Here is a 26407-nt window from a genome sequence, read left to right on the forward strand (position 1 = left end):
CTCCAGGAGTCCCCCCCATGAGCAAGCCCTTACTGGCGCTCGCCCTGTCGTGCGCCTTCGCCGCGCACGCGGCCGGCCCGTCCACGACGTTCGCCGACGTCGCCCGACACCTGCAGGCCCCGCCGCCCGACGCGCGTCCCATGATGCGCTGGTGGTGGTTCGGTCCCGCGGTCGTCAAGTCCGAGCTGGAACGCGAGATCCTCGCGATGAAGGCCGGCGGCATCGGCGGTTTCGAGATCCAGCCCGTGTATCCGATGGAGCTCGACGATGCCGCGCGCGGCATCCGCAACGTCCCGTATCTGTCTCCCGAATTCCTCGATGCGGTGAGTTTCGCCAACCGCACGGGCCGCGCCAACGGCATGCGCGTCGACATGACCCTGGCCAGTGGCTGGCCGTACGGCGGCCCGCATGTCACGGTCGGCGAGGCCGCGGCGCGGCTGCGCCAGGCCGTCGTCGACGTGCCGGTCGGTGCGGCGAGCTTCGCACTGCCGGCCGTCATGAGCGGCGAACAGCCGATCGCGGCCTTCGTCGGCTCGGGCGTCGATCCCGCGTCGCTGAAACTGCTGCAGGTACAGGCGGGTGCCGACGGCCGCGCGGCGATCGCGCCGGCCGACGCGCCCCGCAAGGTCGTCGTGTACATCGCCAGCCGCACCGGCCAGCAGGTCAAGCGCGCGGCGCTGGGTGCGGAAGGCTTCGTGCTGGACCACCTGAGCCGCAAGGCCGTCGACCATCACCTCGCCGCGGTCGCCGAGCCCCTGATGAAAGCGTTCGGCGACGCGCCGCCGTATGCCGTGTTCTCGGACAGCCTGGAGGTCTACAACACCGACTGGACCGACGATTTCGCGGCGGAGTTCAAGCGCCGGCGCGGCTACGACATCGTGCCGCACCTGCCGGCCGTGTTCACGGGGCAGGGGCCGGACGCTCCCGCGCTGCGCCGCGACTGGGCGCTGACGCAGACGGAACTCGTCAATGAGCGCTACCTGACGCCCATCGACGACTGGGCGAAGCAGCACGGCACGCAATTCCGTTCGCAGACGTATGGCGAACCGGCCGTGTCGCTGTCCAGCAACCGCCTCGTCGCGCTGCCCGAAGGCGAAGGGCCGCAGTTCCGCGAATTCTCGTTCACGCGCCTCGCCACGTCGGCGGGTCACCTGTACGGCCGGCCCGTGATCTCGGCGGAGACGTGGACGTGGCTCCATTCGCCCGCGTTCGCCGCGACGCCGCTAGACATGAAAGTGGAGGCGGACCGCATGCTGCTGCAAGGCGTGAACCAGTTCATCGGCCACGGCTGGCCCTACACGCCGCCCGGCACGATCGAACCCGGGTATGCGTTCTACGCGGCCGCCGTGTTCAACGACCACAACCCGTGGTGGAACGTGATGCCGCAGGTGACGGGCTATCTGACCCGCATGAGCTGGCTGATGCGCCAGGGCGAGCCCGCGAACCAGGTTGCCGTGCTGCTGCCGAACGACGACGTGTACGCGGCCCTCGTGCCGGGCAAGGTGTCGCTGTCGGCCGAGATGCACACGCACGTGACGCCGGCGCTGACGGCGCAGATCCTCGACGCGGGCCAGAACCTCGACTACACCGATGCCGACGCGGTCCTGGCGCTGGGTGTGCGCCACCCGGTGCTCGTACTGCCGCACGTGACGCGGCTCGCGCCCGAGGTGATCGACAAGCTGGCGGCGTACGTGCGCGGCGGTGGGCACATCGTCGCGGTGGGCGGCGCGCCGTCGCTGGCGCCCGGCTATCGCGATGCGGCGCGCGTGTCCGCGGCCGTGGCGGCGAAGGCCAAGGCGCTGTTCGCGAGCCCGAACGTGCGCACCGTCGCGCACGACGATGCCGTCGGCGCCGCGCTGCAGGCCGTGCTGGCGCCGGACATGAAGCTGTCGGCGCAGGCCTCCGACGTCGGTTTCGTGCGCCGCAAGCTGCGCGACGCGGACATCTATTTCATCGCGAATACGAGCAACCGGCCCGTGCATGCGCAGGCCTCGTTCGCGGCGGTGCGCAAGACGGCCGCGTGGATCGACCCGGACAGCGGCCGCATGACGGCGGCCACCTTGCCGGCGTCGCTCGACCTGGCTCCGTACGAATCGCGCGTGCTCGTGCTGGCGGATGCGCTGCCGTCGGCGCCGGCGCCGGTGGCCGCCACGACGGAGATCGCCGACCTGGGCCGCGACTGGAGCCTGCGCTTCCCCGGAAAGGCGCAGGCGCAACGTCTCGCCGCGCTGCGCTCGTGGACGGATGACGAGGCGACGCGCTATTTCTCGGGCGTCGCCACCTACGAAAAAGACGTCGAGCTCACGGCCGCGCAACTGCGCTCGTCACGGCTCGTGCTGGATTTCGGTCCCGGCACGCCGCTGGAATCGGCGCCGAAAGTCCCGGCCGGCATGCGCGCGATGTTCGACAGTCCCGTGCGCGAAGCGGCGCAGGTGGTTGTCAATGGCCGCCTTGCGGGCGCCGTGTGGCATCCGCCGTATGCCGTCGACGTCACGGGCTTCCTGCAGCCGGGCCGCAACCGCATCGAGGTGCGCGTCGCCAATCTTGCGCTGAATGCGCTGGCGGGCCACGCGCTACCGGATTACCGGCTGCTGTCGGCCCGCTTTGGCCAGCGCTTCGTCCCGCAGGATACGGCGTTGATCGCACCGCAGCCGGCCGGCCTGCTGGGCCCCGTCAAGCTGCTGGGTGCGGGCCAATAAAAAATGGAGAACGACATGATCAAGACCCGACGACTCACCCTGTTGGCCGCAAGCCTCGCGCTGGCGCTGCCGGCGCTCGCGCAGACGACCGGCTACCCGCAACCCACGCCCGCCATGCAGGCCATCATCGACAAGGACATCAGCCGCCACTTCGGCGACGCGCCGGCCGACGCGGGTCCGCTCGCGACGGACCTGTCGCCCGAGCTGACGCCCGCCGCGATCGACAAGGCATTGCGCAAGGTGGCCGACTGGCAGCTCGCGCGCTCGCAGCCTTACTTCTCGCGCATCTGGACGGAGAGCGTGATGTACACGGGCTTCATGGCCGCCTCGGAGGCGACCGGCGACCCGAAATACCGCGACGCGATGCTTGCGATGGCGCGCCATTTCGACTTCCAGGAGCGCGACCGCCTGCCGAACGCGGACGACCTGTCGATCGCGCAGACCTATCTCGACCTGTACTTCCAGGAGAAGAACCCGGGCATGCTGCGCCTCACGAAGGCCGAGATGGACGACCTGCTGCCGCTGGCGACGCTCAAGCCCAACGATCCGCGCATCCCGTGGTGGTGGTGCGACGCGCTGTTCATGGCGCCGCCCGTGTGGGCCAAGATGTTCAAGGCGACGGGCGAGCGTAGATATCTCGACTACATGCACCTGAACTGGAAGCGCACGTACGATCTCCTGTACGACAAGGACGAGCATTTGTACGCGCGCGACGCCAGCTACAAGGACAAGCGCGAGGCGAACGGCAGGAAGATCTTCTGGTCGCGCGGCGAAGGCTGGGTGATGGGCGGCCTGGCGCGCGTGCTGGACTACGTGCCGGCGGACGATCCGCAGCGCGGCTTCTATGTGCAGCAGCTGCGCGAAATGTCGGAAAAGCTCGCGTCGCTGCAGGGCGCGGATGGCCTGTGGCATGCGGGCCTGCTCGATCCGAAGACATATCCTCTGCCGGAAATCTCGGGCTCCGCCCTGTTCGTGTACGGCATGGCGTATGGCGTGAACCACGGCCTGCTCGACGGCGCGAAGTACCGGCCCGTGATCGCGAAGGCCTGGACCGGGATCCTGAAGAACGTGTATGCGGACGGCCGCGTCGGCAATATCCAGCAGACGGGCGCCGAACCGGCGTTCTACCGTCCTTCGTCCAGCTACGACTACGGCGTCGGCGGCTTCATGCTGGCGGCGGCGGAACTGAAGCGCATGGCGCAGGGAGGCGCGCGATGACCGAGACCAGGGCCTTCATCATGCGCCTCAAGCCGGGGAACGTGGACGAGTACAAGCGCCGCCACGACGACATCTGGCCGGAACTGGCGGACCTGCTGCGCGCGTCCGGCATCTACGATTATTCGATCTTCCTCGACGAGGCGTCGTTGCAGCTGTTCGCGGTGCTGAAGCTGCGTGACGGCCATACGGTCGCCGCGCTGCCCGAGCATCCCGTCATGCGGCGCTGGTGGGATGCCATGGCGCCGCTGATGGAGGTGGAGCCGGGGAACCGGCCGAAGGAGTGGACTTTGAGGCAGGTGTTTCATCTGGAGTGACCGTCGGCGCCACCAACGTCGCCCCCGCGAAGGCGGGGGCCCAATAAATAGGTCCGCCATAGGGAAAAACGGTCGTTCCCGGCATTGCCGGAAACGACTTCCCGCGAAAGCGGGAACCCATGCTGACTACTCGAAGTCGACTCTTTGTAGCCAACGAGGTGGAAATGAAGAACGTAGTTAGGATACTCGGTATGGATTCCCACTTGCGCGGGAATGACGATGCTATTTCTTAGTGCGCGTTCGCGGGAATGACGTTGTTACGGACCGTTTGTTATCGGGCCGGGTCGAGCAACCCCCTCGCCCTGAGCCATTCCTCCGCCCGTTTCGGCCACGCCGACGCCGTCCCGAGCCCCGCCCGCATTCCCATCCCATGCGACCCATGCTCGAACAGATACATCTCTGCCGGCACCTTCGCCCGCGTCAGCGCCTGGTAGAACAGGATGCTGTTCTCGACCGGCACCGTCTGGTCTTCCTGCGTGTGGATCAGGAGTGTCGGAGGCGTGGCGGCCGTGACTTGCTGCTCGACCGACATCAGCCGCACATCGGCCGCGGACGGGTTGGCACCCAGCAAGGCCTTGCGCGAACCGGCGTGCACCGCCGGGCCGTCCATCGTGATCACCGGGTACATCAGCACGAGGAAGTCGGGCCGGGCGCTGATCTTGTCGAGGTCCGCGCCCGTGCGGCCCAGCGGGTGGTCGTACAGCGTGCCCGCGCTGGCCGCGAGGTGGCCCCCCGCGGAGCTGCCCATCACGCCGATGCGGTCCGGGCGGATGTGGTACCGTGCCGCCTGGGCCCGCACGAGGCGGACGGCGCGCAGCACGTCGCGCAGCGGCGCCGGGTGGCCGAACTCCTGCATGCGATACTTGAGTACGAAGCTCGTGATGCCGAGGGTGCCGAGCCAAGCCGCGTATTGCTCGCCTTCGCGCGCCGTGGACAGCCGCACGTAGCCGCCGCCGGGGCAGATGATCACGGCGGTGCCGTTCGGGCGGTCGACGGCGGGGCCGTACACGGTCAACGTCGGCTCGCTCACGTTGGACACGCGGCCGTCGTCGACGTGTTCCGGACCGAAGCCGGGCTTCGCATCCGGCACGCCCTCGGGCCACAGCGGGATCGTGGCCGTGGCGGGAGTTTGCGGCGCGGCGAAGGCGGCGTCGACGGCTCCGGCGAGCAGGGTGCCGGCGACGAGTTTCATGGTGCGTCTCCTGGTTTCATTCGAACGATTCATTTGAGGTCCTGACATGGTAAAGCTTGGATGGTTGGGCAGCGCACTGTTGTGCGCGGGTTTGCTGGGGTGTGCGTCGACGCCGGCGCACGTCGATGGTCCGCTCGGCGCATTGGATATCGTGACGACGCCGGCCGCCGCGCTGGACACCGTCTGGCAGCCGCGCGCCGACGGTGTCATCGCGGTGGCGGGCAAGCCGTCCGGCTTCATCGCCACGCGCGACACGTACACGGATTATCGCCTGCACGTGGAGTGGCGCTGGACCGGCAAGCCGGGCAACGGCGGCGTGCTGCTGCACGTCGCGTCCGGGCCGAAGGACGGCGTCTGGCCCTACAGCATCCAGGTGCAGACCAAGCACGGTGCGGTCGGCGACCTGCTGCCGATGGCGGGTGCGACGTTCAACGAACCGCTGACGACGGCGCCGGGCGCCTACCCGCCGATCAAGGCGCACGTCGCCGCGGACAGCGAGCGTGCGCCCGGCGAGTGGAACAACATGGACGTGCTGGTGCGCGGCGGCTGCATCGACGTGACGATCAACGGCGTCGCGCAGAACGCCGTCACGATCGCGCAGCCGGCGACCGGGCGCATCGGCTTCCAGCTCGAAGGCACGCAGTACGAGCTGCGTAACCTGCGCGTCGAACGGCTGTAGGACGGTCAGCGTTTCAGCCATGCTTCCGGCACCGGCACGATGCAGATGTTCAGCGTGCGGCCATCCGCCGACAGCATCGCGGACTGGATCTCGATGCGTGTGCCGTCCGGGCTGAACGTCGGGTGAGGGTGGTCGGCGGCCGTCGTCTTGTGGCCCGTCGTCAGCAATTTCATCTCGTGCGAGGCGCGGTCGATCAGGTACAGGCTGCGGCTGAAATCGTCGCCGACGGCGAAGCGGCCGTCGCTGGACCCGTGCACGTGCCAGAAGCCGCTGCCGGACGGCGTCTGGCCGACGATCTGCATCTGGCGCGTGCGCAGGTTGACGATGGCGAGGCCGCTCGGCTTTTCACGCGTGCCCGTCCGGCCCCAGCCGTCGTCCTGGCCGGGATTCGCGCCGCCGACGTCGGTGGCCGGCGCGTCCACCGCGGCCACCGCGCCGGGGATCGCGCGGTGGCCCATGATGGCGAGGGCCACTTCGTCCTTGCCGATCACCGCTTCGTGCGTCACCCATTCGTACGGCGCTTCCGGGTACAGCGGGCGCAGGCCGCTGCCATCCGCCTTCACGGTCCACGTGCGCTGCGGCGACTTGCCGCCCGTCTCCCAGCAGAACACGATCTCGCCGGGATTCCACAGATTCGCCTGGATGTGGCCCACCTGGAACGGCACCGACACGACGTGGCGCACCTCGCCCGTACGCACGTTCACGCGCGCGATGCCGGCGGGGCCGGCGCCCATCTTGCGCGGGCCGAACGCGGGCTCCAGCTTCGTGCCCGGCGCCAGGTGGCGCGCCGCCTCGTGCGGGCCGACGCGGACGTACAGCCATTCCTCGTCGGCGTCCAGCGCCGTGTCGCCATAGGCTTCCATCGATGCCGGCAGGGTCGCGGCCACGCGCTGGTAGCTGGCCGCGTCGCCCATGCGGCCGGCCGCGCTGTCCGCGAGCACGCGCGCGAGGTCGACCTCGACGACTTGCCGGTCGTCGCCCGCGCGGCGCAGGAAATACAGCTTCATCGATTTGCGGGCCGCGTTCAGCATGCCCTCGTAGCCGCCTTCCGTGACCTGCACGATGTCGCCGGTCTTTTCATTGACCGCCATCGCCTCGTTGCCGGCCAGGTGAGAACGGAAGATCAGCCACTGGCCGTCCGCCGTCCACTGCGGGTGCGTCTGGTAGATCTTCGAATCGCCATGCGGGCGGCTCGTGAGAAAGGTCAGGCGGGTGCCGGTGACGGGATCGACGACTTCCTTCCGTTCGGACGGGAAGCGCTGGCCGATGGCCGCGCAAGCATCGACGGATGCAAGCAGGGCGCAGCACAATGTCAATATGGCGTATGGGCGCATGGGCGGTCTCCTTGTTGTTGGAATCCGATCATTGTTGCAGCGGCGGCTGCGCACAACCGATCATTTTCCTGATTCTTTAGTCGCCCCCGTTTTGACGGCGGACGGCGCGAGCATAGAATGCAACGCAGAACAGAACAACGAACGGAATCCCGCCATGCCGCTGCATCCTGCCCTGCGCCGACTGCTCCACGCCGTGCTCATCCTCCTCGCCATCGCGAGCGTCCGCGCCCAGCCGCTGCCCGCCGCCGTCAATACCGACCCGGCCCGCGCCCAGGTCACGCTGCCGGAGCCCGCGAATCCAGCGCTGCCGTCGCTGATCCTGATCGGCGATTCGACGGTCCGCAACGGCCGCGATGACGGCCAGGGCAAGGGCGCAGCGGGCCAGTGGGGATGGGGCAATCCGGTCGCCGCCTGGTTCGATCCGGCCAAGGTGAACGTCGTCAACCGCGCCGTCGGCGGACTCTCGAGCCGCACCTACATCACGAGCGGCCACTGGGAGCGCACGCTGGCCTTCGTCAGGCGGGGCGACATCGTCGTCATGCAGTTCGGTCACAACGACGCCGGCGCCGTCAACGACACGAGCCGTGCACGCGGCACGATCCGCGGCATCGGCGACGAGTCGGAGGAGATCGACAACCTCCTCACGCACAGGCACGAGACCGTGCACACCTACGGCTGGTACCTGCGCAAATTTGTCGCCGACATCCGCGCGAAGGGCGCAACGCCCGTCATCTGCTCGCCGATCCCGCACAAGCAGTGGGATGCGGCCGGCCACGCGAAGCGCGACCGCGACACGTACGGCGGCTGGGCCGCGGCGGTGGCGCAGGCGGAGCATGTCGGCTTCATCGACCTGAACGAGGGCATCGCGCGCCGCTACGACGCGCTGGGCCATGACGCCGTCGTCCAGCTGTTCCCGCAGACGACGCCGGACGAGCACACGCACACCAACTGGGCCGGCGCCGTCCTGAATGCGCAAGTCGTGGTGGAAGGCATGAAGGCGCTGGGCGATCCGCGCATCGCCGCGTGGCTGAAGCCCCGGGCGCCCGTGAATCCGCAGCCGCCCGTGCGCGAGGACGACCGTCCCGTCGTCGACGCGCGCTCGGTGCGCGCCGAGGCACCGCGCGATGCCAGCCTGCCCACGTTGTACCTCGTCGGCGATTCGACGGTGAAGAGCGGCGGCGTGAACGGCGCCATCGGCTGGGGCGAGCGCATCGCCCCGTACTTCGATGCCCGCAGGATCAACGTGGTGAACGCGGCGATCGGCGGCCGCAGCAGCCGCACCTACTTCACGGAAGGACGCTGGGACAAGGTGCGCGACGAGTTGAAGCGCGGCGACGTCGTGCTGATCCAGTTCGGCCACAACGACGGCGGCCGCATCGGCGACCCGGCGATGAAGAACCGCGCGTCGGCGCCGGGCACCGGTGCGGAGACCGTCGAGGACACGCGTCCGGACGGCACGAAGGAGCAGGTGCACAGCTTTGGCTGGTACATGGCGCGCTACGTGGCGGATGCGAAGGCGAAGGGCGCCACCGTGGTCCTCGTGTCCCCCGTGCCCCACCGCGACCGGTGGCAGGAAGGCCGCGACTTCGCGACGTTCGCCGACTGGGACCGCGAGGTCGCCGAGGCCGACGGCGCGCTGTTCATGGACCTCACGCTGCTCGTGGCCGACGGCTACAGGCGGATCGGCGCGGCCAAGGTGGACACGCTGTTCGCCGACGCGCGCACGCACACGAATGCGGCGGGCGCCGAGTTCAACGCGGAGCGCGTCGTGGCCGGCCTGAAGGCGCTGCCGGGCAATCCGCTGGGCGCATATTTCGCCGACCGCGCGCTGGCCGCCCAATGAGGTCCGCACTGATCTTGTGGATGGCGCTGTGCGGCGCCGCGCATGCCGACGACTGCACCGCATGGGGCCGGCCCGGCGCGGTGCTGTTCCAGGACGATTTCAGCAAGCCGCTGGCGGGCTGGGTGGCCGAGTATGCGCGCACGCCGGGCAACGTCGTCGAGAACCGGGACGGGCGGCTCGTGATGGACGTCGACGGCGGCGCCACCGTGTGGCTGGATCGTCCGCTGTACGGCAATGTCCTGATCAGCTTTACGCGCCGCGTGCTCGTCGACGGCGGGAAGAACGACCGCCTGTCCGACCTGAACGTGTTCTGGATGGCGCGCGATCCGCGGCGCGCCGACCCCTTTAGGCGCAGCGGCAAGTTCGAGGACTACGACGACCTGTCGCTGTACTACGTGGGCATCGGCGGCAACCGCAACACGACGACGCGCCTGCGCCGCTATGGCGGGGGCCACCGCGAACTGGTTGCCGAGTACACCGACGGCGCGCATCTGCTGGAACCGGACCACGACTACCGCATCGAGATCGCGGTGTACGAGGGCTGCACGCGCGTGCGCGTGGACGGGAATACGTGGTTCACGTATCGCGACCCGCATCCATTGACGTCCGGCTGGTTCGGGCTGCGCACGACGTGGTCGCGCCAGGCGGTGGACGACCTGAAAATACAACGACTCGACTGACAGGAGACATGCTTGAAGAACCGTTTGAAGCCCTGCGTGGCAGGGGTGCTCGCCGCCTGCGCGCTGCACGCGTCGGCCCAACAGGCGCCGGCCCCGCAGGAAAAGGGGCCGGCCGCGGCCGACGCCATGCTGCACGCGCTGGACGTGCATTACCCGACGCCTTACCGCGCGATGGATGCGGTCGAGGTCAAGGCCGTGCTGGACCGCGTGTTCGACTACCTGGACAAGGTCACGCCGGCCGAGGTGATCGACCAGCGCACCGGCGCGCCCATCACGGACCTGTCCAGGCCGAACGCGAACGCCGTGCTGAAGCCGGGCGACTTCCGCCTGACGAGCTATGAATGGGGCGTCACCTACACGGGCATGCTGGCCGCCGGTGCCGCGACGGGCGACCGCCGCTACACCGACTACGCGCTCAAGCGCCACGAACTGCTGTCCCGGCTGACGAAGACGTTTCTGCCGCTCGTGCAGGCCGACCGCGAGCATGCCGCCGCGCCCATCAAGAGCTTCCTGAATCCGCACGCGCTGGACGACGCCGGTGCGTTGTGCCAGAGCTTCCTGAAGGCGAAGCTCGAGGGGTCGCCGGTGGACTATTCGCAGATGATCCCGATCTGCGGCGACTTCGTCACGAAGAAGGAATACCGGCTGAAGGACGGCACCCTGGCGCGCGGCGGTCCGGACGGCCGCGGCGGCGTGAAAATGCGCCCGCTGCCCGATACGCTGTGGCTGGACGACATGTTCATGGGCGTGCCCACCATCGCGTACCTCGGCAAGGCGACGGGCGATGCGCGTTACTACGACGACGCGGCGCGCCAGGTGCTGCAGTTCTCGAAGCGCATGTTCAACAAGAACCTCGGCATCTACATGCACGGCTATGTCGAAGGCTTGCGCGACCACCCGGAGATGCACTGGGCGCGCGCGAACGGCTGGGCCGTGATGGCGATGGTCGAGGTGCTGGAAGTGCTGCCGAAGACGCACAAGGACTACAAGGCGGTATTGGACCAGCTGCGCGCGCACGTCAAGGGACTCGCCAGCTACCAGACGAAGGACGGCTTCTGGCACCAGCTCATCGACCGCAACGACACGTACCAGGAAACGTCCGCCACCGCGATCTACGCGTACGCCATCGCGCGCGCCGTGAACCGGGGCTATGTCGACGCGCAGGCCTATGGGCCGATGGCGAACCTCGCGTGGGACGCGGTCGCGAGCAAGGTGCAGCCGAACGGGCAGATCGAAGGCATCTGCGTGGGCACGGGCATGGCGTTCGATCCCGCGTTCTATGCGTACCGGCCGACGAGCGTGAAGGCGGCGCACGGGTACGGGCCCACGTTGCTGGCGGGCGCCGAGATCATCGCCATGAACCGCAAGTTCAGGTTCGGGTTGAACGACAGCGGGTTGATGTACCAGGGTGTGCGCTGATCAGACCTCGATCACGAGATCTTCGCGGAACGCCGCCTGCTCGCCCTTGTTCGCATACCCGAGCGGATTCGCGACCACGCGGCAGCGCCAGCCCGTGCCTTCGACCACATAGTCGTTCGCGCAATGCAGGTGGCCGTGCATCCACACGTCCGCGAACGGCAGCAGGTCGTCCAGCGCATTGCAGAACCCCGCCGTGCCGGGCGCGATGCCGTAGCGCGGGTCGGCGCTGCGCAGGGTCGGGGCATAGTGGGTAACCGCGATCGTGGTGCCGTCGAACGGTGTCGCCAGTGCGTCGCGCAGCCAGGCCTGGCAGGCGAATGACAGTTCCCGCTGGCCTTCCGCCAGCAGCGGCACGCCATCCACGAGCGTCGTGTTCCCGGACAGGTAGTAGTTCGCGGCGCGGAACGCCTTGTCGCGCTGCTTGAGCTGGCGCCCGATGTCGGTTTCGGAGCCTGCCAGGGCGTCGAAGTCGGCCCACAGGGTCGTGCCGATGAAGCGGACGTCGCCGAGGGTGACGATCTCGCGGTCGAGCCACGTGATGTCCAGCGCGGCGCAGGTCGCGCGCAGGCGCGCGTGCGTAGCGGCGAAATCGAGGCCGTCGAATTCGTGGTTGCCGGGGACGTACAGGACGCGCGCCGCGGCGCCCGTCGTGGCCGGGGCGAAACGGCCGAGGCCGAAGTCGTCGGTGTCCAGGCGCGAGCGGGCCTGGTACGAGCCGATGTCGCCGGCGAGGACGACGACGTCCGTGTCGGCGTAGATGGTCGGCTGGAACCCGGGGTCGCGTTCTAGGTGAAGGTCGGAGAAGAGCTGGATACGCATCCAGCAAGTATACCTGTCTTCGCGAGCGGACCCCGGTTCAATGCGTTACTTGCCGGCCTGCTGCAGCTTCTCGCCGGCGCGTTCCAGGCCGCGGCCCGTGGCGGCCGTCGCGTCCTTCGCGCCTTCCTTCACGTTCTGCGCGGCTTCGTGCGATTCCTGGCGCACTTCGGCGCCCGCCTGCTGCATCTTGTCGCCGGCGCGGTCGGCCGCTTCCTTCACGTTCTGGTTGGCCTCGTGGGCGGCTTCCTTCGCATTCTCGCCGGCCTGTTGGGCGGCGGCGTTGGCGTTAGCGGCGGCTTCCTTCGACTCGGCAGCGGCCTTGGCGCCCGCGTCGTCGATGGCCTTGCCGGCTTCCTGGGCCGGGCCCATGCCGTTCTTGTCCTCGGCCTTGTGGCAACCCGTGACCAGCACGGCGACAGCAAGCATGATGCTCGAAATGGTGGTGGTTTTCATGATGTTCTCCTAGTAAGAAGTTGTCACTTAGGTTACACAATCTCGTAAAGTTGCGGCGTACGATACGGCTGGGCCGGATTCGGGCGCCTCGAGGATCACAGGGAGAGAACGGTGGAAGGCCTGCCGCGGTTGACCGCGCGGCGACCGTCCGGATCCCGCGGATGGGGACGAACGGTCGCCGGGAGAGAGAGAGTCAGATGGCCCAGCCGCCCGCGTAGAACACGGCCAGCGCGAGGGCGATGCTGACGGTGCCGAAGTTCAGCTTGCGCCATTCGCCGGCCAGCACGCGGCCGATCACGAGGGTGCAGAAGCCCAGCATGATGCCGGTGACGATGTTGCAGGAGAGGAGGATGAACACGGCGCATACGAGGCCGGCCAGCGCATCGAGCTTGTCGTCCATGTTCATGTGCGCCACGCTGCTCAGCATCAGCAGGCCGACGTACATCAGCGCCGGTGCGGTGGCATACGAGGGCACCAGGCCGGCCAGCGGCGAGAAGAAGATCAGGCCGAGGAACAGCAGGCCGACGACGACGGCGGTGAGGCCGGTGCGCGCGCCGGCCGCGGTGCCGACGCCCGATTCGATGTAGGCCGCCGCCGGTGCGCCGCCCACGAGGCTCGAGAACAGGGAGCTGACCGAATCGGCCGTCAGGGCCTTGCCGCCGTTGTGGATGTAGCCGCGCGCATCGACCTGGCCGGCCTGGCCGGCGACGGCGCGGATGGTGCCGGTGGCGTCGAACACGGCGGTCATCACGAGGGCCAGCACGCTGGGCAGCACGGCCATGCTGAGCGCGCCCTTGACGTCCATCGCGCCGATCAGCGAAGCGTGGCCCGGGCTGCTCAGTTGCGGCCACGAGAAGATGCCGGTGAAGTGCACTTTCGGATCGAAGGCCAGGCCGAGGGCGGAAATCGCGATCACGACGAGCAGGATCCCGCCCGGGACCTTGCGCTGTTCCAGGCCGAAGATCGCGGCCAGGCCCAGGATGCTCATCAGGACCGGGAACGACGTGATCTGGCCCAGCGCGACGGGCAGACCGGCGCCCGCGTTCTTGACGACGAGTCCGACTTCGCTGGACGCGATCATCAGCAGGAACAGGCCGATGCCGACGCCCGTGCCGTGCGCGACGCCGGACGGCAGGTTCTGCAGGATCCACGAGCGTACGCCGGTGATGGAGATCGCCGTGAAGATCACGCCCATCAGGAACACGGCGCCCAGCGCGATCGCCGGCGTCAGGCCCTTGCCCAGCACGAGGCCGAACGCGGTGAAGGCGGTCAGCGAGATCGCGCAGCCGACGGCGATCGGCAGCCGCGCCCAGAATCCCATCAACAACGAACCGAAGGCCGCGGTCAGGCACACGGCCACGTACACCGCGCTGACGTCGAAGCCGGCCTGGCCCAGCATGCCCGGCACGACGAACACGGAGTACACCATCGCGAGGAAGGTGGTGACGCCGGCCACCACCTCCGTCCGCTGCGTGCTGCCGCGCGCCGAGATCTGGAAGTACCGGTCGATTTTGCCGCTGGCGGCAGGTGGGGACGTGAAAGTCTCCGCGCGCTCGACGCGCTGGAGTTGAGGCTGTGACATGGCTGCTGCTCCTCTATGTTATCGGCCCCGGCGCGCATTGCTTGGACGCGGCACCGGGTTGTCTCATCGTTATGAGTAGAGAAGCTTAGGGCCGAAGGCGCGCGGCGAACCATGCATCCTATGCATAGGCACTATACGCGTCGGCGTATTGCGTTTGCCGCGACCGCGTCAGCGGGCGGTCCGCACGGACAATTCGACGTCGTCCGCGAACGGCATCGACAGGTAACCGGACGCCGGCGCGCGCATGCGTGCGAGGTAGTCCGGGCTGTGGTCCGCATTGTCCGCGACGATCGCCGCGCCCGGGCGCAGATGCGGTTCCAGCAGCGCGAGCACGTCGGGATATAGCGCCTTGGCGCCGTCCAGCAGCACGAGATCGATGGCATCCGGCAGGTCGCCGGCCAGCGTCTGCAGGGCGTCGCCCGTGCGGATCTCGACGAGGTCGAGCAGGCCCGCGGCAGCCAGGTTGGCGCGCGCCCGCTCGACTTTCGCCGGCTCGAATTCGCTGGTGACCAGGCGCCCGCCGCCATTGTCGCGCAGCGCGGCGGCCAGGTGGATGGTCGAGATGCCGAACGACGTGCCGAATTCGACGATGGTCCGGGCCCGGCTCGAGCGGGCCAGCATATAGAGCAGGACGCCGGTGCCGCGCGAGACGGGCAGGGCGACGTCCTTCAGGCGGCCATACAGGTCGCGGTAATCCGTCTTGCTGCGCATGAGGCGCTGCAGTTCCGCTTCCGCCAGGTCGCGGCAGGCGGCCAGCGGCGATTCGGCATCGGCCTCGGCAAACAGGCGCGCGAGCAGCGGGGCGACGGGATCGGTGGCGAGGGTGGTCATCGTGGTTCCTTGTGGTGGTGAATGGGTCCGGTTATTATGCGAAGAATCCTTCAGGTTTTCCATTCGCATTCCCAACGCCCCCGATGACCGAACGACGCCGCCCCCAGATCGCCTCTCGCAAGGCACCGAAACAGGCCCGCTCCAATGAGCTCGTGGCCGCCGTGCTGGAGGCGGCTGTTCAGGTTCTGGCGGCGGAGGGGGCGCAGCGCTTCACGACGTCGCGCGTGGCGGAAAAGGCGGGCGTCAGCGTCGGGTCGCTGTACCAGTACTTCCCGAACAAGGCCGCGATCCTGTTCCGTCTGCAGAGCGACGAATGGCGCCGCACGACGGCCATGCTGTCCGCCATCCTCGCGGACACGGCGCGGCCGCCGCTGGACCGCTTGCGGTCACTGGTGCACGCGTTCGTGCGGTCGGAATGCGAGGAGGCGGCGATGCGCGTGGCGCTGAACGACGCGGCGCCGCTGTACCGCGATGCGCCCGAGGCGCGCGCCGTGCGGCAGTCGGGGGAAGAGGCCGTGCGGACGTACCTGGCGGAGGCGCTGCCGGGGGCGCCGGACGCCACGCGGGCGCTGGCGGCGGACCTGCTCACCGATACGCTGTCGGCGGTCGGCAAGCAGTTTTCGGAGCGGCCGCGCACGGAGCAGGAGATCGTGGCGTACGCGGATGGGCTGGCGGATATGTTGTGTGCGTGGATGGAGAAGCTGGCTGCAGCCTGACCGTCGTTCCCGCGAACGCGGGAACCCATACCGAGTTCGCGAAGTCGGTCCGTCGAATGTACCGGATTCCGTGGTTCAGCATGGCGGGAACGACATTTACACGTCAGCGACCCAGGATTTTTGCCAGATACTCCCGATGCGTCGGCACCGTCGCGACGGCGGTCGCAAGCTGGGTCGCGCGCTCGCGCACCCAGTCGAGCGACTGTTCCTCGGGAATCAGCTTGAGGGTCGGATCGCTGCGCGCCGGCCAGTTCTGCATGCCCGCGTGGATCGCGAGCCAGCTGTGGCCGTCGAAGCCTTCCTCGTCGTACTGGTGCAGCACGCCCGTTTCGCGCCATGCGTGCAGCTTGTAGGCCAGCGTCTCGGGCAGCTCCGCGGCCGCCATGGCTTGCCAGAACGGAGTGTCGCGGCGCGCGGTCAGGCAGTAGTGCATCAGGATGAAGTCGCGGATGCGTTCGAACTGGCGCGTGAGGCCCGTGTTGTACGAGTCGACGAGCTCGGGCGCGACGGGGCCGCCCCGCTGCAGGAGGGTCATCAAACGGCCGACGCCCACTTGCACCAGGTAGATGCTGGTCGATTCGAGCGGTTCCAGGAAGCCCGTCGCGAGGCCGATGCCGACGACGTTGTGCGACCAGAATTTCGCGCGGTGCCCCGTCGTGAAGCGCAGCAGGCGCGGCTCCGCCAGCGCTTCGCCGTCGAGCTGCTGCAGCAGCTGGTCGCGGGCCTTCTCTTCGTCGATGAAGCGGGTCGAAAACACGTGGCCGTTGCCCGTGCGGTCCTGCAGGGGAATGCGCCATGCCCAGCCGGCGTCCAGTGCCGTCGCGCGCGTGTACGGCGTCAGGTTGTCGCCCACGGGGGCGGACGGCACGGCCCATGCCCGGTCCACGGGCAGCCAGTGCGAAAAGTCGACGAACGGTTCGCCCAGCGTGCGGCCCAGCAGCAGCGACGCGAACCCGGAACAGTCGATGAACAGGTCGCCCTTGACGACGCGGTCGTCGTCCAGCTTCAGCGACGCGATGCCGCCGTCCGGCCGGCGCGCCACGTCGACGACCTTGCCCTCGGTGCGGCGCACGCCGCGCTTCAGCGCGATGTCGCGCAGGAAGCGGGCGTACAGGTTCGCGTCGAAGTGGTAGGCGTAGTTGAAATTCGCGGCGTCCTTGCCGGGCGCGCAGAAGCGGTCGTTCATCGCCATCACGGTCGGCAGGCATTGCTCGCCGAACGTGGGCAGGTTGGCGCGCGGGTGCCGGCGGTACTGGCCCCACAGCGACTCGGGGCCGTTCAGCATGCCGAAGTCGCCGAACGTGTGGTAATAGTCCTCGCCCTTCACGCGCCAGTCGCGGAACCGGATGCCCAGCTTGTACGTGCCGTTCGTCGCGCGCAGGAAGTCCGCTTCGGGGATGCCGAGGATCTGGTGGTAGTTGCGGATCGAAGGGAACGTCGCCTCGCCGACGCCGACCGTGCCGATGTCCTCCGATTCCACCAGTTCCACCGTCGTGCCCTGCAGGCCCGTCGCGAGGGCCGTCGCGGCCATCCAGCCGGCCGTGCCGCCGCCGAGGACCACGATGCGTTCATAAGTCATGCTGTCTCCTGTTTGTATGCACATTGATTGTACTGATGTCTTTACGGCGCGCAAGAAACTTTTAGCGCCGGACACGAACTTGCGGCCCAGTGTTGTGAAAACGGTTTCAATCCGGGGTATGATTTGGATGTTCGCGCTAACAAAAAACGTTTACACAAGGAGACAGCATGCAGACGAACATCCTCCGCGCCGCGGCCCTCGCCGCCGCACTGTGCGCCGGGACCGCCCACGCGGCGACCTACCCGTTCCAGGACCCGAACCTGGCCCCGCAACAACGCATCGCCAACATCCTGGCGCTGATGACGCCCGACGAAAAGATCGCCGCACTGTCGACCGATTCCGGCGTCGCGCGCCTCGGCATTCCCAGCTTCGGCAGCACGGAAGGCATCCACGGCCTTGTGCAGCGCGGCGAATCGAAGCGCCAGCGCGAGCCCATCCCGACGACGCAGTTCCCGCAGCCGCCCGGCATGGGCGCGAGCTGGGACCCGGAGCTCGTGCGCCAGGCCGGCGCCGTGCAGTCGACGGAAGCCCGCTACATCACGCAAAGCAGCAAGTACAGGCACCCGATGCTGATGCAATGGGGCCCGCAGGCCGATCTCGCGCGCGACCCGCGCTGGGGCCGCAGCGAGGAAGTCTATGGCGAGGACGCATTCCTCGTCGGGACGATGGCGACGGCGTTCACGCGCGGCATCCAGGGGGACGACCCGACATACTGGCGCGGCGCGGCGCTCCTCAAGCACTTCCTCGCCAACAGCAACGAGAACGGCCGCGGCAACTCGACGTCCGATTTCGACGACCGCCAGTTCCACGAATACTATGCAGCGCCGTTCCGCATGGCGTTCGAGGACGGCGGCGCGCGCGCCCTGATGGCGTCGTACAACGCGTGGAACGGGACGCCGATGGGCGTGCACCCGGTGCTGCGCAGCCTCGTGATCGGGAAGTGGAACGCGGACGTGATCTCGAGCGACGGCGGCGCCATCGGCAACCTGGTGAAACTGTATAAACGGTATCCGGACCAGAAGGCGGCGGCCGTCGCGGGCCTGAAGGCCGGCATCAACCAGTACCTCGACAAATACCAGGACGAGCTGCGCGCCGCGCTGAAGGAGGGCACCATCACGGTGGCCGATCTCGACGAGGCGCTCGCGCGCAAGTTCCGCACGACGATCAAACTGGGCCTGATCGACCCGCCGGCCGGCAATCCGTATGCCGCGATCAAGGACGGGCCGGCGCCGTGGGACAGCGCGGCGCACAAGGCGGTGTCGTTGAAGATGGCGCTGGAATCCATCGTCCTGATGAAGAACGACGGCCGCGCGCTGCCGCTCGCGCAGTCGCGCGTCAAGCGCATCGCCGTGATCGGGCCGCATGCGGACAGCGTGCACTGGGACTGGTATGGCGGTACCGCGCCGTACACGGTGACGGCGCTGGCCGGCATCAAGGCGGCCGTCGGGCCGGGCGTGAAGGTCGATTACGCGGCGGACAATGCGAACGACGCGGCCGTGAAGGCGGCGCGCGACGCGGACGTGGCCATCGTCGTCGTCGGCAACGACCCGACCTGCGGCCCGAACATGGCGCACGAGTGGACCGACGCCGGCACGAAGCCCTGCGCCGACCCGGGCGACGGCCGCGAGGGGCGCGACCGCGAGACCCTGGCGCTCGCACAAGAAGGCCTGGTAAAACAGGTGCTGGCGGCGAATCCGCGCACGGTGATGGTGCTCGTGTCGAGCTTCCCGTACACGATCGGCTGGGCGAAGGAGCACGTGCCCGCGATCGTGCAGATGGCGCATGCGTCGCAGGACCAGGGCACGGCGCTCGCGCAGGTGCTGTTCGGCGACTACAACCCCGGCGGCAAGCTCGTGGCGACGTGGCCGGCGGCGGAATCGCAGCTGCCGCCGATGATGGACTACGACATCCGCCACGGCCGCACCTATATGTACTTCAAGGGCCAGCCGCTGTTCCCGTTCGGGCACGGGCTGTCCTATACGACCTTCAAGTATGGGAAGCTGCGCACGAGCGCGCCCGCGCTGGCGGCCGACGGCACGGTCGACGTCGACGTGGACGTGACCAACACGGGCAAGGTGGCGGGCGACAGCGTCGTCGAGCTGTACGCCGCGTGGCCGAAGTCTCAGGTCGAGCGGCCGCGCCAGGCGCTGGTCGGCTTCCGGCGCGTGAACGTGAAGCCGGGCGAGACGCGCACGGTGCGCATCCCGCTCGCGGCGCAGCGCCTCGCGTACTGGAACACGCAGGCGGGCCGGTTCGAGGTCGAGCCGGTGCCCGTGAAGCTGATGGTGGGCGAGTCGTCGGCCGACATCAAGCTGACGGCGACGCTGCCCGTGAAGCGCTGACCCGCGCCAGGTGACGGCCCAGCCGCCAGCCCAGGCACAGCAGGGTGAGGGTGGGCGGCAGGCCCCACGGTTCGGGGATGACGGACGCATCGCACACGTACAGGCCGGGCGTCGCCGTCGCGAGGTCCGCGTCCAGCGCCTGTCCGATGCGCACCGTGCCGCCCGGATGCGCCGCGAAATGGTGGCTAGCGAAGATGTGCCGCGCGCCGGCGGCTTCCAGGATGCCGCGCGCCTGCGCGATCCCGGCATCGAAGCGGCGCCGGTCGCCCGGCGCCAGCGTCTTGTCGACCCAGCGCGGGCCGACGTTGCCCTTGATCTCGTCGCGGATCTTGACCATGATCGTCAGCGTGCGGTCGTGTGCCAACAACCGGTCGACGCGGCCCGCCTGCGCCGCGAACGCCTGGTACATGGGGCGGGGCAGCGTGAGGTCGGCCAGGCTGATGCCGGCCTCCGGATCGTAATGCCCGGCCGCCATCGGCACCTCGGCGCCGCCGCCTTCGATGCCGTCCACCGTGCCCATCACGGCCACGACGGGGTCGCTGAAGAACGGCACGGGCCCTGCCAGCAGGCCTGAGGTACGCAGGATGCGCGGGCTGCCGATGCCGCCCGCGGCCAGCACCACGAGGCCGGCGCGGAACGTCTCCATCCGCCCGCCGACTTTCGCTTCGACGCCCACGGCGCGGCCATCTTCCACCAGCACGCGCGTGACGTGCGCATCGGTGACCAGTCGCGCGACGTGCCTGCAGGCGTCGTCGACCAGCTCGCGGGCCGACCACTTCGCCCCGAACGGGCACCCGTAGACGCAACGCCAGCATCCGGTGCGGCACGCGGCCGGGCGGATCATCTTGTCCAGCTTGCGCCACGCGAGTCCTTGCGCGCGGGCGCCCGCGGCGATGCGCGCGGCCATCGGCCCCACGAGATCGTCCGGCAGCGGCGCCATCGGCAGTTCCGCGCGCCAGGCGGCCAGCGCCGGGGCGAGGTCGATGCCGTGCCTGGCGAACATGGCGGCGGGCGGCGGCGCGGCGGTGGCGAAATTGATGGTCGACGTGCCGCCGGTCGTCAGCGCGCGCACGAGCAGCGACAGGTCGCGGTGCAGGAACGCCCCCTTGCCGGGCACGGCGGCCATGCCGGCCATCTGCGCCAGCGTGCCCGCGAGCGGCGCGGCGCCGCCGGCTTCCACCATCAGCACGCGGGCGCCGGCCCGCGCGAGCTCGCGCGCGACGCTGGCGCCGCCCGGGCCGGTCCCGGCCACGATGGCGTCGAAAGAAGGGGAGTTCGAAGACATGCGGCATTGTAGCGTGCACGCCGTAGTGCACGCCGACCCGTTTTGTACTATCATAAGTTACATGAGAACCGACAGCAAACTTTCCTCGATCCTGCACCTGCTGCTGCACATGGCCCACAGCGACCGTCCGCTGACGTCGGAAGAGCTGGCGGGCTTCCTGCACACGAATCCCGTGCTCGTGCGCCGCACGCTGGCGGGGCTGCGCGAGCGCGGCTACGTCGCGTCGGAGAAGGGACATGGCGGCGGCTGGGCCGTCACCGCCGACCTGCGGCGCGTGACCTTGCGCGACGTGTACGAAGCGGTGGGGTCGCCGACCGTGTTCGCGATCGGCAACCGTGTCGAGCAGCCCGGCTGTCTCGTGGAAAAGGTCGTCAACCAGTCTCTCGGCGACGCGCTCGCCGAAGCCGAGGCGCTGCTGCTCGCGCGCTTCGCGCAGGTCACGCTGGCGGAACTGTCCGAGCGCTTCAACGCGCTGTATCCCGAAGGAGGAGTACATCATGCACACCCATCAGAATGAGTCCGCATTCGACGTGATCGTCGTGGGCGGCAGCTACGCCGGCCTGTCGGCGGCCATGCAGCTTGCGCGGGCGCGCCGGCGCGTGCTCGTCATCGACGCCGGCCGGCGCCGCAACCGCCACGCGGACCGCTCGCACGGCTTCCTCACGCAGGATGGCGCGGAAGCGGCGGCCATCGCGGCGCAGGGCCGCGCCCAGTTGCGCGCCTACCCGAACGTCGCGTGGGCGAACGAGACGGCGGTGGCGGCGCGCATCGACGGCGACGGTTTCGACGTCGCGCTGCCGGATGGGGGCACCGTGCGGGGGCGCCGGCTGATCCTCGTCACCGGCGTCGCCGACACGTTGCCGGCCGTGGACGGCCTGGAGGAACGCTGGGGCACGAGCGTGTTCCACTGTCCGTACTGCCATGGCTACGAACTGGATGAAGGCGCCATCGGCGTACTCGCGGCGGGCGAAGCGTCGCTGCACCAGGCGCTGATGCTGCCCGACTGGGGCCAGGTCACCCTGCTGCTGAACGGCGCGTTCGAACCGCGGCAGGATCAATTGGCGGCATTGGCCCGGCGCGGCGTGGCCGTGGAGCGCACGCCGGTCGCGCGCATCGAAGGCCGGGCCGACGTGGTGCTGCAGGACGGACGCCGGCTGCCGCTGGCGGGACTGTTCGTCGCGACCCGCACGCACATCGCCAGCCCGCTGGCCGGGCAGCTGGGCTGCGCGCTGGAAACCGGACCGATGGGGCCTTACGTCGCGACCGATGCGCAGAAGGCGAGCAGCGTGCCGGGCGTGTTCTGCTGCGGCGACCTGGCCCGGCCCGCCGGCAACGTGGCGCTCGCGGTGGCGGACGGCGCGCTGGCGGGCATCGCCGCGCACCGTTCCCTGATTCCCGAGCTGGCCGTCCTGGCGTGACGCGCGGCATGCCGCGCCGTGCCCTTGACGCTTACGACGTCATGCGGTTCCAGCCCGAGCGCACGGCCGCCTTCATGCGTTCCCACGTGGACGAGCCGCTGCCGCCGTAGCGGGTATCCCAGTCGCTGCGCAGGTCGGATTCCACGTCGTCCCAGTTGCGGCCTTGGTAGCGGGCGTCGCGCCGCATCTCGTTGCCGTAGCGGTAGGCCGGCGCATAGTCGTCGTAGGTGCCGCCCAGGCTGGCGTAATTCGTCTGCCAGTCATTGCGGTAATAAGTGTCGTCGTCGGGCGCGCTGCCCTGCAGCGGCTGCACCTCGACTTCCGTGTGGCGCACCGTGTCCTTGATGTTTTGCTGGCGCTGGCTGACTTCCTTGCCGACGACGACTTCCTCGACCACGCGCGCGGATTTCTGCACGATGGCTTCCTCGGCCGTTTCGCGCAGTTCGATCGTCTGGTCCTTGAGCGCGGCGACGTCGGCCGGGTCGATCGGCTGGTCGACCGGACGGCGTTCCACGCTGACGTGTTCCTCGCGCAGCGACACCGTCTCGTTCACGGGCGTCTCGACCAGGCGCGAGAACACGCGCACGCCGCCCCGTTCGACCTGGCGCTTGCCGACCCGGACTTCTTCCTGCACGACCGGGATCGCGGCCTTGCCGGTGGTCCGGTCGACGGCCGTCTCGCGCTGCAGCGAGTCGGAACGCGAGGTCGAGTCGGACAGGCTGCCGGACAGGTTGCCGCCCTGCGTGCCCGACTGCATCGAACCGGCGGCCAGCGACGGCGACGTCTGCGGCTGGTAGGCGCTCGTGCCCAGCGAGGCCGCGCTGCCCGCCAGGTCGTGGCGCTCGTCGATGTCGATGGGGCCGAAGCGTTCGATCACGTCCGCGGCGCGCTCCACTTCCGGTTCCGACGACGTGGTCAGGGTCAGCACGTGCTGGCCGCCCGCGACTGCGGTGGAATAGCGGGTGGCATGTTCGTCGTGGTCCGAGCCGAACAGGTTTTCGAAGAAGTGCTTGATCGAGGCGCCCACGCCTTCCTCATGGGTCGCGCCGAGCGTCGCGCCGGTCGTCGTCGTGGTGCCGGACAGGTCGGCGCTGGAGACATAGACGTTGTCGCGGGTGAAGCCCGATGCCAGCAGTTCGTCCATCGCGTTCTGGGCATCGCTGCGGTTGTCGAACACCGCTACGAGAGTATGTTGCATGATGCGTCCTCCGGTGATTGTCACGTGGGTGAAGTGTCGCCGTGCTCGTCGAAGCGCTCGACGCTGACCTGCTCGGACTTGAGCATGACCGTGTCGACGTGGTGTTCTTCGCGGCGGGTGCGCGTGATGTGGAGCTCTTCCTTGATGCGCAGCCGCCGTTCGACGACCAGCACTTCCTCGAGAATCGGTACCACGAGCGTATCCCCTTCGTAGCGGGTCGCGGGCGCCTGGTCGAGCGGGACGATGCGGTCCACCGGCACATGGTGGACCTCGACGTCGTCGCGCAGCAGGCGTTCGTCGATCCGGCAAGGGGTTTCGGCGACAGTCTTGTGGATACGTACGCCGCGACCCGTGTCGACGATCCGTTTCTCGACCCATGCCTCCTCATGGACCACGGGAACCCGCACGAGCTCCTGTTTTTCCTGATCGGGTTTTGATGAGTCAAGGGACACGGTCCGCCTCCGGGATCACGACACTGGAGCGACCGAGATTACTCTATTGTCTACGGTTCCCGCGCACCGTTGCCTCCCCTCAATCGAGACTGTAGGACGGGACGCCGGGCGGCGTCATGGCCGGCGCAGCGCGGCAAGCACATCCGCCGGCACCGGCAGCGCCGTCCCGTGGCGCATGCGCCGCGCCGTGCCTTCGTCGGGGAAGTGCATCTGCGCGGTCACGTCTTCCCAGTGCACGAGGTCGCGCGAGCGCAGCGCGCCGTAGTGCTTCGTCGTGTAGGCGTCGTAGTACACGATGACGTCGTCGCCCACCTGCAGCGCCGTCGGGCCCTCGGTCCACAGGCCGGCGGGCGAGATCGGCGCGCCCAGCGGTTCGAACGGCCCCTGCAGGCCGGCGGCGCGCGCCAGCTGCAGGTATTTGCGGGGCGGGTGGCGGGTCTCGTCCTTCACGAGCAGCCAGTCGCCGTGGTGCGTGCGCAGGAACGTTGCGTCGATGACGGAAAAGCCCGGATCGTAGAACAGGCGGGTGGGCGTGAACGCGGCGAAATCGCGCGTCGTCGTCGCGTAGATGCGGTGGTTGTATTTGTTGGCGCCGGCGTCGTCGCCGGCCGCTTCGGATGCCGCGAACCGGCCCGGGATCGTCGAGGACCAGAAGATCAGGTATTCGCCGCGCTTCTCGTCCCACGCGATCTCCGGCGCCCACGCGTTCAGGGTGGTCGGCTCGTGCGCCATCACGGGCAGCTCGCGTTGCGGCGACCAGTGGACGAGGTCAGGCGACGACGCGTAGCCGATGCCCGTCTCGTTCCAGCCGCTCGTCCACACCATGTGGTAGATCCCGTCCGGGCCGCGCACGATGCACGGGTCGCGCATCAGCTTCGCCTTGCCGACCGTGGGCGCCACGTAGCTGCGGCCGCCGTTCAGCGCTTCCCAGCGGTAGCCGTCGTCGCTCCCGGCCAGGTGCAGGCCGTCCTGGCCGTTGTCGATGAAGTAGGCGAATACGTAGGCGTCTGGTTGCGATGCCGGTTTGATGCCCGCGCAGCCGCTCAGTGCGGCCGCGCCGAGGGCCGTCAGTACGGTGCGGCGTTTCATTTATGCTCCTCGTCGCCCAGCGGGCGCTCTACGGTGTGATGGGGACTCGGCGGTACGGCAAACGCCGCGACCGGATCGGGATGGGCGGGATCGAACGCGAAATCGTCGACGATGAAACCGGCCGCCGGTACGCGCGCCTGGCGCAGGCCCAGCACGACGGCCTTCGCCAGCTCGTAGCTGCCGTAGCTGTCGTGGTGCGTGTTGTCCAGGCGGCCCGGCGCGGGCGCGGCGAACGCGGCCTTCGAGCCTTCCGGACCCAGCGCCTCGTAAAAGACTTTGCTCATCGCGTTCAGGTCGATGAACGGCACGTTCAATTCCTGCGCGGCCTGGCGCGCGGCCTCGGCGTAGTCCTTCAGCGACGGGATCACATGGCCGTCGGCATCGAAGCCGCGCCGCTCCATCGACGACACGATCACAGGCAGGCCGCCGTGCGCGCGGACGGCGTCCACGTGCGCCTTGATCTCCGCCTTGTACGTCGTGAACGGGCCGCCCTTGCCATCCTTGATCTGCTTCTGGTCGTTGTGGCCGAACTGCATGAGGAGCGTGTCGCCCGGCTGCATGCCGCTCACGATCTTGTCCAGCCGGCGGCGCGCGAGCGAGTCGCGGTAGGTCTCGCCCGATTCGCCGTGGTTGGCGACGGCGATGCCGGGCTTGAAGAAGCGCGGCAGCATCTGGCCCCAGCTGTTGTACGGTTCCGCCGGCTGGTCGCAGACGGTCGAATCGCCCAGCAGGTACAGGGTCGGCACGTGCGCCGGGGCGATGGCGATCGTGCGGACGGCCGGATGCGCGCCGTTGATTTCCAGCGTCAGGCGCGGGTCCCAGTTCCACGCTTCCTCGACGGTTTCGCGCGGCGCTTTCAGTTTCACCTCGCCGCCGGTCGGGATCTTCGGCGTGCGCACGTTGACGGTGAACGTCTTCGTGACGGTTTCGCCCGGCCGGGTCGCCACGTTTTCCAGCATCAGGCGGCGCAGTTCGGATTTCACCGTCGTCGTGGTCGCGGCCTTGTCGTCGCCCAGCGTGACGGTCACCGTGTAATTCCCTTCCGGGAGGTCGACGGAAAAATAATAGGGATGGACGCCGTCGGGCCGGCCGCCCGGCTCGAGGCCGTAGCCGCGCGCGGTGCTGTAGACCGCGTCGACGGGCGTGTAGCCGGCCGGCGCCTTGCCGGGGCCGAACGCGAACTTCCACTCTGCGGCATGGCCGTTGGCCGCGCAGGCGGCGAGAAGCAGGGCGCTGATCGCCCCGCGGATCGATGGGTTCATGGT

23 protein-coding genes are annotated in these 26407 nt (G+C 68.8%); 11 read left to right on the top strand and 12 right to left on the bottom strand.

All coding sequences use genetic code 11. The features are described from left to right. Window positions 1-17: 17 nt before the first annotated feature. The 3 genes from ASD28_RS06520 to ASD28_RS06530 are packed head-to-tail and all read left to right on the top strand — an operon-like array spanning window position 18 to window position 4231. A complete protein-coding gene (locus ASD28_RS06520) occupies window positions 18-2699 on the top strand; it encodes a glycosyl hydrolase (protein WP_056125529.1) in 2682 nt (893 codons plus the stop codon). Between the two features lie 15 nt (window positions 2700-2714). Next, window positions 2715-3917: a glycoside hydrolase family 105 protein gene (locus ASD28_RS06525; RefSeq protein ID WP_056125531.1), complete on the top strand. Its 1203-nt coding sequence runs from the start codon at window positions 2715-2717 to the stop codon at window positions 3915-3917. Beyond that, entirely contained in the window at window positions 3914-4231 is a 318-nt protein-coding gene (locus ASD28_RS06530) for an L-rhamnose mutarotase (RefSeq protein ID WP_056125532.1), read from the top strand. Before ASD28_RS06525 ends, ASD28_RS06530 begins: the two co-directional genes overlap by 4 nt. A gap of 271 nt (window positions 4232-4502) precedes the next feature. Here the strand turns inward: ASD28_RS06530 and ASD28_RS06535 are convergent, their stop codons facing one another. Further along, window positions 4503-5423 carry an alpha/beta hydrolase gene (locus ASD28_RS06535; protein WP_056125534.1) on the bottom strand — a complete coding sequence of 307 codons (921 nt, stop codon included), beginning with the start codon at window positions 5421-5423 and terminating at the stop codon, window positions 4503-4505. Window positions 5424-5469: 46 nt separating this feature from the next. On the opposite strand from ASD28_RS06535, the gene ASD28_RS06540 reads away from it, so the two are divergent. Next, a complete protein-coding gene (locus ASD28_RS06540; protein WP_082579115.1) occupies window positions 5470-6102 on the top strand; it encodes a DUF1080 domain-containing protein in 633 nt (210 codons plus the stop codon). A 5-nt stretch (window positions 6103-6107) separates the two neighbouring features. On the opposite strand, the gene ASD28_RS06545 is transcribed toward ASD28_RS06540, so the two are convergent. Continuing rightward, window positions 6108-7436, bottom strand: a complete 1329-nt coding sequence (locus ASD28_RS06545) for a hypothetical protein (RefSeq protein ID WP_056125539.1) — start codon at window positions 7434-7436, stop codon at window positions 6108-6110. Between the two features lie 154 nt (window positions 7437-7590). Between ASD28_RS06545 and ASD28_RS06550 the strand changes: the two genes are divergently transcribed. The 3 genes from ASD28_RS06550 to ASD28_RS06560 are packed head-to-tail and all read left to right on the top strand — an operon-like array spanning window position 7591 to window position 11378. Continuing rightward, entirely contained in the window at window positions 7591-9279 is a 1689-nt protein-coding gene (locus ASD28_RS06550; RefSeq protein WP_056125541.1) for a rhamnogalacturonan acetylesterase, read from the top strand. Further along, entirely contained in the window at window positions 9276-9959 is a 684-nt protein-coding gene (locus tag ASD28_RS06555) for a DUF6250 domain-containing protein (protein WP_082579116.1), read from the top strand. The genes ASD28_RS06550 and ASD28_RS06555 overlap by 4 nt, the downstream gene beginning before the upstream one ends. 12 nt (window positions 9960-9971) lie before the next feature. Next, window positions 9972-11378, top strand: coding sequence for a glycoside hydrolase family 105 protein (locus ASD28_RS06560; protein ID WP_056125545.1), 1407 nt, complete (start codon window positions 9972-9974; stop codon window positions 11376-11378). On the opposite strand, the gene ASD28_RS06565 is transcribed toward ASD28_RS06560, so the two are convergent. The 4 genes from ASD28_RS06565 to ASD28_RS06580 all read right to left on the bottom strand — a co-directional run bounded on the left by ASD28_RS06565 (window position 11379) and on the right by ASD28_RS06580 (window position 15063). Further along, window positions 11379-12197, bottom strand: a complete 819-nt coding sequence (locus ASD28_RS06565) for a metallophosphoesterase (RefSeq protein ID WP_056125547.1) — start codon at window positions 12195-12197, stop codon at window positions 11379-11381. 45 nt (window positions 12198-12242) lie between these two features. Further along, window positions 12243-12650, bottom strand: a complete 408-nt coding sequence (locus ASD28_RS06570) for a hypothetical protein (RefSeq protein WP_229412227.1) — start codon at window positions 12648-12650, stop codon at window positions 12243-12245. Window positions 12651-12843: 193 nt separating this feature from the next. Then, window positions 12844-14232 (bottom strand): NCS2 family permease, encoded by a 1389-nt coding sequence (locus ASD28_RS06575; protein ID WP_056125549.1) that lies wholly within the window; start codon window positions 14230-14232, stop codon window positions 12844-12846. Window positions 14233-14400: 168 nt separating this feature from the next. Then, a complete protein-coding gene (locus ASD28_RS06580) occupies window positions 14401-15063 on the bottom strand; it encodes an O-methyltransferase (RefSeq protein ID WP_056125551.1) in 663 nt (220 codons plus the stop codon). 83 nt (window positions 15064-15146) lie between these two features. On the opposite strand from ASD28_RS06580, the gene ASD28_RS06585 reads away from it, so the two are divergent. Next, the gene (locus ASD28_RS06585) at window positions 15147-15779 is read left to right on the top strand and encodes a TetR family transcriptional regulator (protein ID WP_056125552.1); all 633 of its coding nucleotides are present in this window, start codon (window positions 15147-15149) and stop codon (window positions 15777-15779) included. A 103-nt stretch (window positions 15780-15882) separates the two neighbouring features. Here ASD28_RS06585 and ASD28_RS06590 read toward each other — a convergent pair whose 3' ends face one another. Then, window positions 15883-17358 (bottom strand): tryptophan halogenase family protein, encoded by a 1476-nt coding sequence (locus ASD28_RS06590; RefSeq protein ID WP_056125554.1) that lies wholly within the window; start codon window positions 17356-17358, stop codon window positions 15883-15885. 167 nt (window positions 17359-17525) lie between these two features. On the opposite strand from ASD28_RS06590, the gene ASD28_RS06595 reads away from it, so the two are divergent. After that, entirely contained in the window at window positions 17526-19700 is a 2175-nt protein-coding gene (locus tag ASD28_RS06595; RefSeq protein ID WP_056125556.1) for a glycoside hydrolase family 3 C-terminal domain-containing protein, read from the top strand. Here the strand turns inward: ASD28_RS06595 and ASD28_RS06600 are convergent. Continuing rightward, on the bottom strand, window positions 19666-20985 hold the full coding sequence (locus ASD28_RS06600) for a GMC family oxidoreductase N-terminal domain-containing protein (protein WP_056125558.1): 1320 nt from the start codon (window positions 20983-20985) through the stop codon (window positions 19666-19668). The two genes, ASD28_RS06595 and ASD28_RS06600, sit on opposite strands and share 35 nt — an antisense overlap. 61 nt (window positions 20986-21046) lie before the next feature. Here ASD28_RS06600 and ASD28_RS06605 point away from each other — a divergent pair, with 61 nt between their 5' ends. Both ASD28_RS06605 and ASD28_RS06610 read left to right on the top strand, forming a co-directional pair. After that, window positions 21047-21502 (top strand): Rrf2 family transcriptional regulator, encoded by a 456-nt coding sequence (locus tag ASD28_RS06605; protein ID WP_056125560.1) that lies wholly within the window; start codon window positions 21047-21049, stop codon window positions 21500-21502. Beyond that, entirely contained in the window at window positions 21483-22403 is a 921-nt protein-coding gene (locus ASD28_RS06610) for an NAD(P)/FAD-dependent oxidoreductase (RefSeq protein WP_056125562.1), read from the top strand. Before ASD28_RS06605 ends, ASD28_RS06610 begins: the two co-directional genes overlap by 20 nt. 31 nt (window positions 22404-22434) lie before the next feature. On the opposite strand, the gene ASD28_RS06615 is transcribed toward ASD28_RS06610, so the two are convergent. The 4 genes from ASD28_RS06615 to ASD28_RS06630 all read right to left on the bottom strand — a co-directional run bounded on the left by ASD28_RS06615 (window position 22435) and on the right by ASD28_RS06630 (window position 26404). After that, window positions 22435-23601 (bottom strand): DUF2382 domain-containing protein, encoded by a 1167-nt coding sequence (locus ASD28_RS06615; RefSeq protein ID WP_056125564.1) that lies wholly within the window; start codon window positions 23599-23601, stop codon window positions 22435-22437. A 20-nt stretch (window positions 23602-23621) separates the two neighbouring features. Continuing rightward, window positions 23622-23996: a DUF2382 domain-containing protein gene (locus ASD28_RS06620; RefSeq protein ID WP_056125566.1), complete on the bottom strand. Its 375-nt coding sequence runs from the start codon at window positions 23994-23996 to the stop codon at window positions 23622-23624. A gap of 171 nt (window positions 23997-24167) precedes the next feature. Then, window positions 24168-25142 carry a glycoside hydrolase family 43 protein gene (locus ASD28_RS06625; protein WP_056125568.1) on the bottom strand — a complete coding sequence of 325 codons (975 nt, stop codon included), beginning with the start codon at window positions 25140-25142 and terminating at the stop codon, window positions 24168-24170. After that, the gene (locus ASD28_RS06630) at window positions 25139-26404 is read right to left on the bottom strand and encodes a rhamnogalacturonan acetylesterase (RefSeq protein ID WP_056125570.1); all 1266 of its coding nucleotides are present in this window, start codon (window positions 26402-26404) and stop codon (window positions 25139-25141) included. The genes ASD28_RS06625 and ASD28_RS06630 overlap by 4 nt, the downstream gene beginning before the upstream one ends. Window positions 26405-26407 lie beyond the last annotated feature (3 nt).

Origin of the sequence: Massilia sp. Root133, from assembly GCF_001426525.1 — a bacterium.
Classification (GTDB): Bacteria; Pseudomonadota; Gammaproteobacteria; order Burkholderiales; family Burkholderiaceae_D; genus Telluria; species Telluria orientalis.